This window comes from Kitasatospora sp. NPDC090091 (assembly GCF_044747365.1).
Classification (GTDB): domain Bacteria; phylum Actinomycetota; class Actinomycetes; order Streptomycetales; family Streptomycetaceae; genus Kitasatospora.
The window spans coordinates 422,760-435,569 of the sequence record NZ_JBIVDY010000004.1; the positions used below are offsets into that span (position 1 = coordinate 422,760).

9 protein-coding genes are annotated in these 12,810 nt (G+C 71.8%); 4 read left to right on the plus strand and 5 right to left on the minus strand.

Going from position 1 to position 12,810, the window contains the following annotated elements:
* Positions 1-95 precede the first annotated feature (95 nt).
* Together ACIPSC_RS09685 and ACIPSC_RS09690 are read left to right on the plus strand one after the other, a co-directional pair.
* Complete coding sequence (locus tag ACIPSC_RS09685; protein WP_400824483.1) at positions 96-875, plus strand: ATP-binding cassette domain-containing protein; 780 nt, start codon at positions 96-98, stop codon at positions 873-875.
* A 62-nt stretch (positions 876-937) separates the two neighbouring features.
* Entirely contained in the window at positions 938-2,206 is a 1,269-nt protein-coding gene (locus ACIPSC_RS09690) for a sugar ABC transporter permease (RefSeq protein ID WP_400824559.1), read from the plus strand.
* Positions 2,207-2,761: 555 nt separating this feature from the next.
* Here ACIPSC_RS09690 and ACIPSC_RS09695 read toward each other — a convergent pair.
* The 3 genes from ACIPSC_RS09695 to ACIPSC_RS09705 form a co-directional block, all read right to left on the minus strand.
* Entirely contained in the window at positions 2,762-4,300 is a 1,539-nt protein-coding gene (locus tag ACIPSC_RS09695; protein WP_400824484.1) for an FG-GAP-like repeat-containing protein, read from the minus strand.
* Positions 4,301-4,489: 189 nt separating this feature from the next.
* Positions 4,490-4,969 carry a hypothetical protein gene (locus ACIPSC_RS09700; RefSeq protein ID WP_400824485.1) on the minus strand — a complete coding sequence of 160 codons (480 nt, stop codon included), beginning with the start codon at positions 4,967-4,969 and terminating at the stop codon, positions 4,490-4,492.
* A 14-nt stretch (positions 4,970-4,983) separates the two neighbouring features.
* Positions 4,984-5,469 carry a hypothetical protein gene (locus ACIPSC_RS09705; protein ID WP_400824487.1) on the minus strand — a complete coding sequence of 162 codons (486 nt, stop codon included), beginning with the start codon at positions 5,467-5,469 and terminating at the stop codon, positions 4,984-4,986.
* Between the two features lie 362 nt (positions 5,470-5,831).
* Here ACIPSC_RS09705 and ACIPSC_RS09710 point away from each other — a divergent pair, with 362 nt between their 5' ends.
* Together ACIPSC_RS09710 and ACIPSC_RS09715 are read left to right on the plus strand one after the other, a co-directional pair.
* On the plus strand, positions 5,832-9,986 hold the full coding sequence (locus ACIPSC_RS09710; protein WP_400824488.1) for a polymorphic toxin-type HINT domain-containing protein: 4,155 nt from the start codon (positions 5,832-5,834) through the stop codon (positions 9,984-9,986).
* Positions 9,983-10,459 (plus strand): hypothetical protein, encoded by a 477-nt coding sequence (locus tag ACIPSC_RS09715; protein WP_400824489.1) that lies wholly within the window; start codon positions 9,983-9,985, stop codon positions 10,457-10,459. The genes ACIPSC_RS09710 and ACIPSC_RS09715 overlap by 4 nt, the downstream gene beginning before the upstream one ends.
* 56 nt (positions 10,460-10,515) lie before the next feature.
* Here ACIPSC_RS09715 and ACIPSC_RS09720 read toward each other — a convergent pair whose 3' ends face one another.
* Positions 10,516-11,514, minus strand: coding sequence for an endonuclease/exonuclease/phosphatase family protein (locus ACIPSC_RS09720; RefSeq protein ID WP_400824490.1), 999 nt, complete (start codon positions 11,512-11,514; stop codon positions 10,516-10,518).
* A 182-nt stretch (positions 11,515-11,696) separates the two neighbouring features.
* A complete protein-coding gene (gene galE, locus ACIPSC_RS09725) occupies positions 11,697-12,713 on the minus strand; it encodes a UDP-glucose 4-epimerase GalE (RefSeq protein ID WP_400824491.1) in 1,017 nt (338 codons plus the stop codon).
* Positions 12,714-12,810: the final 97 nt, after the last annotated feature.

A 12,810-nucleotide genomic window follows, 5' to 3' on the forward strand; every position in this document is an offset into this window, starting at 1 on the left:
GGGCACTGCGCCCCGGAACACCCCAGGCCGTAGCCGTACCCGTAGCCGACGAAGCCCCGCCTTCCCGGGAAGGCGGGGCGAGGGAGTTGATCACTGTGGCAGGTGAGACCGTACTGGCCCTGCGCGGGGTCTCCAAACGGTTCGGCGCCGTGCAGGCGCTCACCGACATCGAACTCGAAGTGCACGCGGGCGAAGTGGTGGCCCTGGTCGGCGACAACGGCGCCGGCAAGTCCACCCTGGTCAAGGCGATCGCCGGCGTCCACCAGCCGGACGAGGGCGTCATCGAGTGGCACGGCAGGACGGTGACCATCCACCGACCGCAGGACGCCCAGCACCTCGGCGTCGCCACCGTCTACCAGGACCTCGCGCTCTGCGACAACCTCGACGTGGTCGGCAACCTCTTCCTCGGCCGCGAGATCCGGCGCTTCACCGTGCTCGACGAGGTCGAGATGGAGAAGCGCTCCCGCGAACTCCTCGACACGCTCTCGATCCGCATCCCCAGTGTGCGGATCCCCATCGCCTCGCTCTCCGGCGGCCAGCGCCAGGTGGTGGCCATCGCCCGCGCGCTGATCGGCGAGCCCAAGGTCGTCATGCTGGACGAGCCGACCGCCGCCCTCGGCGTCGAACAGACCGCGCAGGTCCTCGACCTGGTCGAGCGGCTGCGCGAACGCGGCCTCGGCGTGATCCTGATCAGCCACAACATGGCCGACGTCATGGCCGTCGCCGACACCGTCGCCGTGCTGCGTCTCGGGCGCAACAACGGCGTCTTCGACAAGCGCTACACCAACCAGGAACAGATCATCTCGGCCATCACCGGCGCCACCGACAACGCGGTGACCCGCCGACAGGCCCGCGGCACGGAGGGCTCCCAGTGAGCGAGAACACCCCGCCCGGGGGCGAGCCGGGACACCACCACGTCCCGCTGCCCGAGGACAGCATGCCCAAGGGCGGCGTCAACGCCCCCGTCCCGGTGGCCGCCGAGGCCACCCCCGCCGTGGACCCCCGGCTGATCGTCCGCCAGGAGGGCATCAAGGGCTACCTCGGCGAGTTCCGCCGGCGGCTGAGCAGTGGTGAACTCGGCTCCCTGCCGGTCGTCCTGGCACTGATCGTGATCTGGGCCGTCTTCGGCAGCCTGGACAGCAGCTTCCTCTCCGCGCAGAACCTCTCCAACCTGTCCCAGCAGATCGTCGGCACCGGCATGATCGCGATCGGTGTGGTCTTCGTCCTGCTGCTCGGCGAGATCGACCTCTCGGTCGGCTCGGTCAGCGGCCTCTGTGCCGCGATCTACGCGGTCATGAGCGTGACGCACGGCGTCAACCAGTACGTGGCGCTGATCTGCGCCCTCGTCGGCGGTGCGGTCGTCGGCCTGATCCAGGGCGTGTTCTTCGCCAAGGTCGGCGTGCCGGCCTTCGTCGTCACCCTCGCCGGGAACCTCGGCTGGAACGGCGCGATGCTGCAGATCCTGGGCTCCAGCGGCACCGTCAACCTCCCCGGCAACGACATCGTCTCGCGCCTCTACAGCACCATCTACAGCCAGCAGATCGCCGCGTACGGCGCGGCCGCGATCGGGGTGCTGCTCTTCCTGGCGGCCTCCCTCGCCGACAGCCGACGGCGCCGGGGCGCGGGGGTCCCGTACCGGCCGGCGGCGGACATCGCGCTGCGCACGGTCGTCCTGGCGATCATCGCCTTCCTCGCCGCGTACACCCTCAACCAGTACAAGGGCCTGCCGCTGGCCCTGCTGATCTTCCTGATCTTCATCGTGGTGCTCGACTTCGTCCTGCGGCGCACCAGCTACGGCCGGCAGGTCTTCGCGCTCGGCGGCAACATCGAGGGAGCCCGCCGGGCCGGCATCAACATCTCCTGGACGCGGATCAGCGTCTTCATGATCTGCTCCACCATGGCGGCGATCGGCGGTCTCTTCCTCGCCGCCCAGATCCAGTCCGCCAGCCAGACCTCCGGCGGCGGCAACCTGCTGATGAACGCCATCGCGGCGGCCGTCATCGGCGGGACCAGCCTCTTCGGCGGCCGCGGCTCGACCTGGTCGGCGCTGCTCGGTGCGCTGGTGATCGGCTCGATCCAGTCCGGCATGAACATCGAGGGCCTGAGCAACGCGATCCAGTTCATGATCACCGGTGCGGTCCTGCTCGCCGCGGTGGTCGTCGACTCCCTCGCCCGGCGCACCCAGAAGGCCGCCGGCCGCGTCTGACGCCCCGTCCGCCTCCACCACCGGCACCAGATACCCGGAGCCCCGGCCGCCCTGCACGCGGTCGGGGCCTCGCGGCATCCGTGGCACCGGAATGCGGTGACGCGGAAATCCGCGGGCCCCGTCCCGGACTGCCGGAGGTGCGGCTGCGCCGGAGACGGCCGGAGATTTCCGTGACCCGGTCCCGCGCACGCGCAATGATGACGTCGTTCGATGAATTGCCGCATGCTGTCCACCGCGCCGAGAATTACACACGAAGAGAGATCGCCAATTCACACTCGCGCGATGTCGGCGAATGCACCGGGATATGCATTTCCGATTCCGTCCCACCGCCTCGGCACGAGACTACGGGATTCCCGGCGCAAGGACGGGCCGTCCCCGACCGTCCCACAGCCGTCTCACCGTCCCACCCGTCCCCGGCCCCGGCCCGGCGCGTGGGCCGGGGCCGGGGACGGGGACGGGTGAGACGGCAGAAGTGGAGACGTCTCAAGGTGTGTGAGACACGGCCACGGGCGGCCCGCGCCCGGGGCTCCGGAGGCTGCTACCGACGCAGGCCGGTCACCAGCCGCCGGTCAGGACCGTGGGGCGGTTGAAGGCGCCGTTGCCGTCGCCGGTCCACAGCAGCAGGTTGCCGTTGGTGTCGTCGCAGGCGATGAGGTCGGGCCTGCCGTCACCGGTGATGTCGGCGGAGGCGGTCTGGGTGTACTTCCAGCCCGTGGTCAGGCTGGTGGCGGCGTTGAAGGAGCCGTTGGGGTTGTGCATCCAGGAGCGCAGCGTGCCGTCGGAGTCGTTGGCGAGCAGGTCGGCCTGGCCGTCGCCGTTGAGGTCGGCGGAGACGGTCTGGGTGTACTTCCAGCCGCTGGTGAGGACCGACGAGCGGGTGAAGGTGCCGTCACCGAGCCCGGCCCAGATGAGCAGGTTCCCGTTGGTGTCCCGGGCAATCAGGTCGGTCTTGTGGTCGCCGTTGTAGTCCGCGGCCGTGGTCTGGGTGAAGTTCCAGTCACTGGTGACCGTGGCGGCGCGGGTGAAGGTGCCGTCGCCGAGGCCGGTCCACCGCAGCAGGTTGCCACCTGCGTCCCGGGCGATCAGGTCGGCCTTGCCGTCGCCGGTGACGTCCGCGGCCGTCGTCTCGGTGTAGTTCCAGCCGTCGGTCAGCAGGAGCGGCCAGTCGAAGCCGTCGCCGGCATTGTGCTTCCACAGGTAGAGGCGGGCGTTCACGTCCCGGGCGACGATGTCTGCCTTGCCGTCGCCGGTGAAGTCTGCGGCGACGGTCTGGGTGAAGTGCGCCCGGCCGCCCGTGTCCCGGACGGGGTAGCCGCGGCGGCTGGTCTCCCGGATCCACGCGGTGATGTCGTCGGTGCGGGTGTCGTACGCCCCGGTGCGGGTCTCGGTTGCGGGGGTGCCGAGGCAGCCGCCCTGCCAGGAGCGGCTGTGGACGGCCGCCAGCTCGTAGTGGCCGTTGGTCTGACGCAGGGCCGGGCCGCCGGTGTCGCCCTTGCAGATCGCGGCGTCGGCGGTCTTCGCGGCGAGATTGAGCCCGGTGGGCTTGACGCTGCCGGCGGTGAAGACCGCGGTGTGGAGCTGCTCGTTCGCCCATGTCGTGCGGGTACGGCCGTAGCCCGCCGTGACGAGGTCCTCCCCCGGTGCGGGAGCGACGGTCGCGAGGGTGACGGGTGTGATCTCGGCGGGGGCCGCCTGGGCCAGCCGAACCATCACCAGATCCCGGTCTGCACGGGGCAGCAGCTCGGCGACCTCGGTGGTGTGGCCACCGGTGCCGGAGGCCAGGTCGGTCCGGCCGAGGGTGACGGTGGCCTTCTGCTTCGGCGCACCCGGCTGGAGGGCGGCCGGCTTGGATAGGTCGTCCACGAGGCAGCTCGCGGCCGTCAGCACCCAGGACGGGTCGACCAGCACACCGCTGCAGGAACGGCCCAGGTCGCCGATGGAGAGCCGGGCGGTGAACGCGAACGACGCATCCCCCGGCACCGCACCCGACACCGCACCGGCGGGAGCGGCGCCTCCGGTGACGAGGGCGCCTGCGCCCACGGCGGTGGCGAGGAGACCTATGGTCCACGGGCTGCGTGCACGGAATTTGGACATGGGAATCACCTGAAGGTCGTGAGAGGTGGAGCGCCCGGGCGTGCGGGACGGCGGGGACGCGTGGGACAGCGGGCGCCCGGGCGCGTGGGGCGGCCTGAGCCCTTGAGACGTCGGAGCCCTTTGGTTGTCGGGACCCTTGGGATGCCAGGGACGTGTGGGACGCCGGGATGCGCGGGACGGGCGGCCGGGTCAGCCGGTGACGCGGAGTTCCACGGCGGTGGCGGGCGAAGAGTCGAGGCCCTCGCCGAGGCCTTGGAAGCCGCCGGAGGCGACGTCCACGCTCTGGCTCGCGCCGTCCGCGGTGACGGTCGCGCGCAGGGCACGGCCGCTGGTCTGGACGGCGAAGACGTCCGCAAGCTCCAGGGCCAGGTCGCCGGTGGCGCCGGCCACGGTGAAGCAGATCTTGTTGTCCGGGTTGCCGGCGGCGCGGGTCCAGAGCTGGATCTGGGTGGTGCCCGCGCAGTCGGCCGGCGCGATGTGCCCATCGCCGCGCTTGAGCTTGACGTTGGTGACCGCCGCGGCCCCCGGATAGGCGAAGTCCTCCACGGCCGCCGGGGCCGCCGAGGCGTCGGTGTCCGGGGAGTCGGCTGCGGCCAGCGAGGTGACCGTGAGGGTGGCGGCGCAGAGCAGACCGGCGGTGGCCAGCCAGGTGCGGATGCGGAGTTTCACGCCGAATCCCCCGGTCAGCCGGTCACGCGCAGTTCGAGCAGCGTCGCCGGCTTCTGGCCGATCGCCACGCCGACGTTCGCGCTGCCGTCCTTGGGCACGTCGACGCTCTGGGTGATCCCGTCGGAGGTGACGCTCGCCTGCACGGGGTGCTCCAGGCTCGTGATGTGGAACGTGCCCGGCAGCTCCAGGGCCAGGTAGCCGGTGGCTCCGGTGACCCGGAAGCAGACGGCGGGGCCGTTGTTGGGGGTGGGGATTGCCGCGCTCCAGACCCGGATCTGGGTGCTGCCGTCGCAGTCGACGAGGTTGATGTGCCCGTCCCCGCGGACCAGCTTGAGCACCGGGTTCGGCGCGGTGCCGGGGTAGGCGAAGTCCTCGACGGCCGGCGGCGCGGCCGTGTTGTCGTCGGGGGCGGTGTCGGCGGCGGCCAGGGTCGAGGCGCCGAGCGCGGTCGCGGCAGCAAGGGCCGCGGCCACCGTCCACCGCCGTGCGCGGTTGTTCATGGTGGGTTTCCTTCGTCAGGACATCCGTCGGAGAACGCCGGTCGGCGGCGACGGTGCGCCGCCGCGGGAACCGGATCGAGGCGTGCCGGACAGGCGGCCGGAGGAACTCCTCGTGCCGCGGCGGTCGCACTCTTTGTGGCCGCAGTCTAGGGCACCCGATCCGCCGGTTCGCAACATCTTGCTGATTTCACGTCAGCCACTGGCCCGATTTCGGATCCGGGGGACGCCGGCGGGCGCGCTCGAATTCCGGATCCGACCGTCCGACGGCGGGGCTGAAATTCCGTCATCGCATTCGATGTGGCTATGCTCCGACCCGCCGACGATCGTCGCGCAATTCTCTTCTCGACTTCAGGGGGTCGCCCGTGGGCGGATGGCGTGCCGGATCGATACCGGGGAGGAGGGGGCGGCCGGACGGCTCGGCCCCGAGGCGGCTGTCGCTGCGGCTGCTGCCGCTGGCGATGGCCGCGAGCCTGCTGGGCACGAGCCCGGCGTACGCGGCCGACGGGGATCAGACGCCCCCGGCAGCGCCGCTGCTGACGGACCGTGCCAGGGTCGTCGAGTGCTGGTTGACGGGCGGGCCGGGCGTGAAGGCCGCCGCCGAGGCGGCTCTGCTGGGGACCGACGCCGACGTGCGGAAGTTCCTCGACGGCGAGCGGGCCGTCGCCCAGGTCTCCGACGACCAGGTGAGCGCCGCTCAGATCCATGCCCTGGGCGGGATCTCGGTGCGCGCCGCCGCGGAGAAGGCGCTGAACGGAACGGCCGAGGAGCTGCGCACCTTCCTGGTGTCCGGCTGGCAGGAGCCGCTCAAGTCCGACCAGCAGGTGCAGGCCGCCATGCTGATGAACGGCGCCGGCCGCGGGGTGCGGCAGGCCGCCGAGGCCGCGCTGAACGGCAGCGTCGACGACCTGCGGACGTTCCTCGCCGAAGGCCAGTACACCGCACGGGAGGCCGACGACCGGGTCCAGCTGGTGCAGATCCTCAGCACCGGAGGACCCAACACGCAGGCCGCCGCGCGGCTGGCCCTCAACGGGTCGATCGACGACATCCACGAGTTCCTGACGGTCGGTCAGCACGTGGCCAGGGCGCGCGACACGGAGCGCACGTCCGTCGCCCAGCTGGCGCAGCAGGCCAAGGAGGCCAGCGCGCAGGCGGTCCGTTCGACCGAGGCCGCCAAGGAGGCCTCCGCCAAGGCGGTCGCCACCTCCCAGCTCGCCAAGGAGGCGGCCGCCAAGGCCGCGTCCGACACCCAGGCCGCGCGCAACGACAACGCGAAGGCCGGGGCCGCCGCGGACCGCGCCGCGTCGGCCGCCGGCCGCGCCGCGGACGCCGCGCAGACGGCCATCCAGGCCGCGCGGGCCGCCAACGCCTCCGCCCGGACCGCCGCGAGCGCCGCCTCGCAGGCCGCCTACGCGGCCACCGGCGCCTCCCAGGCCGCGGCCCGCGCCGCGGGCGCCGCGACCGACGCGGTGAACGACGGCGGCAAGGCGCACGCCGCGAGCGAGGCCGCCCAGGTGGCCGAGACCGCGTCCGTCGCCGCGCAGACCGCCGCCGGCGCGCTGGAGAAGGCCGAGTCCGCGGCCACCGCCGCGCACAACGCCTCCGACCTCGCCCTGGCCGCCGGGGGCAACGCGAAGTCCGCCGCCGACTCGGCCGATGCCGCCGGCGGGTACGCCGAACAGGCCGGCGCGCAGTCCGCGCGAGCCCGGTCCGCTGCAGCGTCGACCCGCCGCCACGCAATGGAGGCCACCCGGGCCGCGGGCGCCGCCAAGGGCCTCGCCGGGGAGGCCGCGCAGGCCGTCAAGGACGCCAGGACGATGGCCGCGTCCGCGGCCGCCCACGCCAAGAGCGCCGCCCAGTCCGCCCGCGACGCTGCACAGCACGCAGGCGACAGCACCGCGGCGGCCAACAACTCCTCCGCGTACGCGAGTGACGCCCAGAAGGCGGCCACCGAGGCCAAGGACGCAGTCGACAAGGCGGGGCAGATCAAGAGCCTCGCCGAGCGGGTCGAGGCCGAGGACCGCGCCGGGCGCACCGCAGCCGCGCTCGACCAGGCTCGCGACGCCAGAGCCGCGTACGAGGACGCCCGGACCCAGGCCGGCCAGGCCGTCCAGGACGTCCGCGCCTTCTCGGACGAGGCCGCCCGGCTCGCCGCCGCCCTCGCCCGCCCCGACGCCGACCTTGCCCGGATCGCCACCGACGGGCGCAAGTTGGCGCTGCTATCGGTGAAGATCTCCGGCACCTGGGACGCCGCCGCCGCGCGGATGGCCCTGGCCGGGGACGACAACGCCGTCCTGGAGTACGTCCGGCAGGGACACGCGCAGGCCCTCGGACTCGACGACCGCGACCGGGTCGCCCGGCTGGCCGCCGACTCCGAGATGACCGCGGTCCGCACCGAGGCCGCCACCGCCCTCAAGGGCGACGCCACCGCCGTCCACGCCTTCCTGGAGAGCGGGCAGTACCGCGCCGCGGCGAACGACTACCAGGTCGCCGTCGCCCAGCAGATGAACGGCGCCGGACCGGCCGTGAAGGCCGCAGCCGAGACCGCGCTCAACGCCCACGGCGTCGACGCGCTAAGGGAGTTCCTCGGCACCGGCCGCTACAACGCGCAGATCTCCGACGACCAGGTCCGCGCCGCCCAGCTGACCCAGACCGGCGGAGCCGAGGTCAAGGCCGCGGCCGAGGTCGCGCTCGAAGCCCCTCCGCAGGCGCTGCGGGCCTTCATCCAGACCGGGCAGTACACCGCCCAGCGCAAGGACGAGCTCGCCGCGGCCCACGTCGCCGACGTCGACCGCATGATCGCCGAGGCGTCGGCGGCGAGTTCACTCGCGCAGCAGAACGCCGCCGAGGCCGCCCGCGTCGCGGCGGTCGCCCGGGGCGCGGCCGCGGAGGCGAACAGCGCCTCCGACCAGGCGAAGAAGTCCGCCGAGGCGGCCAACAACTACGCCAACCAGGCCAAGGAGAAGGCGAAGCAGGCCGAGGCCAGCGGCGCCAAGGCCGCACAGGCGGCCAAGACCGCGGCCGGTGCACGCGACGCGGCCCTGCGGGACACGGTCAGCGCGGAGTACTCGGCACAGCGCGCGGAGAAGTCCAAGTGGGCCGCCATGGAATCTGCGACCTTGGCCTACGGCTCGGCGACGAAGGCCCGCGATGCGGCACAGGCGGCCGGCCAGGACGCCCGCACCGCAGCACAGTCGGCGAACCAGGCTTTCCAGGTCGCCGCCACCAAGTCGATCACCGAGTACGTCAACCAGGTCCTGGTCGAGTCCGTCGAGGAGGTGGCCAAGCGACAGGAGGAGGAGCGCCGCACCTTCATCGACCGGGGTATCGACAAGCTCAGGCGCACCTCCCGCGACATCGTCGAGAACTGGGACTGGGACGCGCCCAAGCTCCCCGGCATCGACGACATCACGGACTTCTTCGTCCACACCTTCGACCGGGTGATGAGCGATCCGCTCGGCACGGTGGCCAGCGCCTTCTCGCTGCTCGGCGCGGCCTGGACCTTCTCGATCGAGCTCACCCAGGTCGCCGTCCCCAGCTTCGTCGCCGAGGGCGCCCTGTGCGGGATCAGCGTCGTCTCGGGCGACGCGCTGGACAAGAGCCCGGCATGCTCCGCGGCCAAGTCCATCGTCGGCGACCAGGCCGGCAAGGCACTCGACCTGGCGAGGAAGCTGCCATTCGACGACAGGGTCGCCAACTATCTCCAGCAGGCGCTGACCAAGGCGGGTATCTGCCCGACGCCGAACAGCTTCCCGGCCGGCACCCGAGTCCTGATGGCCGACGGCACCACCAAGTCGATCGAACAGATAGGTGTCGGTGACCGGGTTGCCGCCACGGACCCCACAACGGGCCGGAGCGCCGGCCACATTGTCGACGCGGCCGTCCGCACTCCGGATGACCGTGACTTCACCGACCTCCAGGTCGCTGGCGGCGAAAGTAGCCTGACTGCCACCGATCATCACCCCTTCTGGGCTGAGAATCGCCACCAGTGGGTCGACGCCGTCGACCTCGCCATCGGTGATGAGCTCCGAACCCCAAGTGGCACCACTACGAGGATCACCGGCACACAGCACCGACAGATCTTCCAGCCCGCCTACAACCTGACGGTCCGCAACCTTCACACCTACTACGTCATCGCCGGCTCGACGCCGATCCTGGTACACAATGGCGGCGAGGCGGGTCCGGGACAGATCTATCTCTGGCGCGGTGTTACGGCACACGAACTCGCGGACATCCGGGAGAACCGCAGGTGGCACAGCCCGCAGGGAATCAAGTACTTCTCGTTCACCGAGAAGGGCGCTGCAGAGTACGCCCGAAGGGCGTACGCATCCCTTCCCCAGGAAGGCCCGTACACCATGATTCGCACGACGGTAAACCTTTCCGACCTGCCGCCGGAGGCCCGCATGGCGTACACGGCCGACGTGATCGACGGCGGAGTGGCACTCAACAATGAGGAGCTGCAGATTCTTGGAAGGCCTTCCATCATGCCGAGCATGAGCACCAGTTTGGCCTGCACATGAGATACGTACTTGCGGCATCAGCGGAAAGGACGACGGATGCCTGCAGGAGAGCCCTGCAGGGCAGATCCGGAGTCGAGTTCCGGGTTGGCTCGGTGCCCGAGACCGGATCGGACTGCGACGCTGCGATCTTCAGCTTCCCTCTTGCACATGAGCGCTACGGGGGAATCCCACGGCCAGGGGCCGCTCAGCTCCTGGAGAATCAACGGGATGACGGCGTTCCAGGGCTGATTCTTGCCACCCCTCCCGCTCCTCCGAGAACGTCGGCAGGAACTGGCGAGGAGGTCGAAGAGCACTCATTCCACGTTCTGAGTGCCTGCGCCACCGAGTTCCTGAGGGAGTTCCCGGAACTCGGCGACGATGCGATGATCCTCATTCACATGGAGGCCGCAGGGATCGATCACAGGAATATCGACGCATCCCTCAGAGGGGTGCTTCGCTTCCTTTCACAGGATCGGCCGGCCAGCGGCGAGTAGGAGAGAAGGGGTTCCCACCGGACGTTGTCCGGTGGGACCCGGCACCGGGTCAGGGGTCATCCGGTGAGGGCGAGTTCGGCGACGACGGCGCGGTGGTCGGTGCCCTGGAGGCGGTGTTCGGCGACGGAGACGGCGGTCAGGGCGTCGCCGTGCAGGACGTGGTCGATCTGGATCACCGGCGGGAGGTAGGGGAAGTCGTCGTTGTCCTCGGGCCAGGTCGGCGAGACGCCGCGGCCGAGCTCGGCGTGGGTGTCGGTGAGGCCGGTGGCCAGCAGGTCGCGCATCGGCGCGTGGTCGAGGGTCGCGTTGAAGTCGCCCAGGAGGACGGCGTTGCGGGTGCCGCCCTCGGAGGCCGCCGCGCGTAGCTCGGCGAAGTCGGCGGACCAGGCCGCGGCGTCGCCGAGCGGGTAGTAGGTGTGGACGGCGGTCAGCCGGACGGTCCGCCCGCCGACCGCGACGTCGGCGGTGACCTGCGCCCGCGCCGCGGCCGGGGCGGAGGTGTCCAGCGGGGTCAGCGGCAGCCGCGAGTAGAGGACGGTGTCGCGCCCCTCCGGCAGCTGGCGGTAGGGCAGTAGTTCGGCGATCCCCGCGCGCTCCAGTGCGGCCCGCGCGGGGCCCCAGAACTCCTCCAGGGCGAGGACGTCCACCCGCTGCTCGCGCACCAGGCGGACCAGCTCGGCGGCGTCGACCCGGCCCATGTATGCGTTGCTGGTGGCCACCCGCAGGCGTGGCGCGTCGGCCGCGACCGAGCCGCCCTCGGGGATGAACCGCGGGACCAGCCAGCAGAGTTGGAGCACGGCGAGCAGCCCGGCCACGCCCGCCACCCACCACGAGCGGAGTGCGAGCAGCACGCCCAGCAGCACGAGGGTGCCCAGCGCCGCGTACGGCAGCAGCACCATGGGCATCGCCAGCGCCGTGCCGTCGTCCCAGCCGCCGAGGCGGACGACCGACAGCGCGGCCGGCAGTGCCAGCCCGAGTGCGCAGATCCCGATCAGGACCCGCCTGGTCCACCTCCACCGGCCCGGCTTCGCCCCGCCCGCCGCCTGCTTCCCCACCCGTCACTCCTGTCACTCACCTGTTCGACCTGCGGCGGAAGACGCGGGGTGCCGCTCCACGGTTCCGGCACCGCTTCCGGCACCGGTTCCGGCAGGCACGCAGGCACACGGGCAGGCCGGCGGGCCCGCGCTCCCCTCGTGCGCGGGCCCGCCGGCCGGGGCCGGGAAGCCGGGTCCCGGCGTCAGGCGGCGCCGAGGTGGGCGGCCCACTTGGCCCGCCAGGCCAGCGCGTCCGCGACGCCCTGGGCGATGTCCCGCTGCGCCGTCCAGCCGAGCAGCTCCCGTGCGGTGTCGACGGCGGCGTAGCAGCCGATGACGTCGCCCGGGCGCGGGTCGGCCTCGCGGACGTCCAGCTGGGCGCCGACGGCCTGCTCGAAGGCGGTGACCAGTTCGCGGACGGTGGTGCCCTCGCCGGTACCGATGTTGATCACACGGTAGCGGTCGTCCGCGGCCGGCTTGACCACCTCGTCGAACCGGGTGAGCGCGGCGACGTGGGCGTCCGCGACGTCCTGGACGTGGATGTAGTCGCGGATGCCGGAGCCGTCGCGGGTCGCCCAGTCGACACCGGTGACGGTGAACGGCGTACCGTCGGTGTAGGCCTCGATGAGCTTGCCGAGCGCGTGGGTGGGGTTGAGGTTCTGCAGGCCGGTGCGCAGCTGCGGGTCGGCACCGATCGGGTTGAAGTACCGCAGCGCGATGACGCGGATCTGCTCGGCGCCGTCGCCCTTGGTCCAGTCCTGGAGGACCTGCTCCATCATCTGCTTGGTGCGCGCGTAGGGGCTGTTGGCGTCGACCGCGCAGGTCTCGTCCACCCGGGCGTCGGGCGTCGGCGCGTAGATCGAGGCGGAGCTGCTGAAGACCACCCGGGTGCAGCCGTTGCGCTGCAGCGACTCCAGCAGCTCGACCGTCTTGCCGACGTTCTCGCGGTAGTAGAAGAGCGGCTCGGAGACGGACTCCGGGACGACGATGCGCGCCGCGCAGTGCAGGGTGGCCTCGATGTCCGGGTGCTCGGCGAAGATGCGGTCGAGCAGTCCGGCGTCGGCGATGTCGCCCTGGTAGAACACCCGGCCCTCGACGAACTCGGCCCGGCCCTTGGAGAGGTCGTCGAGGATGACCGGCGTGATGCCCTGGTCGAGCAGTGCGGACGCGACGGTACTTCCGATGTAGCCCGCACCACCGGTGATCAGGACCTTCTTCATACGCGGACGCTCCTAGCCTGGTGGGCCGTCCCGGTGACGGCCGCTACCTGCCTGGACGGCGGTTCGGACGCGTCGGTTCCCGGACCGGGCGACGCGG

Excerpts from the sequence above, each read along its gene's own strand:
- ACIPSC_RS09690 (WP_400824559.1), top strand. The coding sequence starts at position 938 with ATGCCCAAGGGCGGCGTCAACGCCCCCGTCCCGGTGGCCGCCGAGGCC.
- ACIPSC_RS09695 (WP_400824484.1), bottom strand. The coding sequence starts at position 4,300 with ATGTCCAAATTCCGTGCACGCAGCCCGTGGACCATAGGTCTCCTCGCC.
- ACIPSC_RS09705 (WP_400824487.1), bottom strand. The coding sequence starts at position 5,469 with ATGAACAACCGCGCACGGCGGTGGACGGTGGCCGCGGCCCTTGCTGCC.
- ACIPSC_RS09715 (WP_400824489.1), top strand. The coding sequence starts at position 9,983 with ATGAGATACGTACTTGCGGCATCAGCGGAAAGGACGACGGATGCCTGC.
- galE (WP_400824491.1), bottom strand. The coding sequence starts at position 12,713 with ATGAAGAAGGTCCTGATCACCGGTGGTGCGGGCTACATCGGAAGTACC.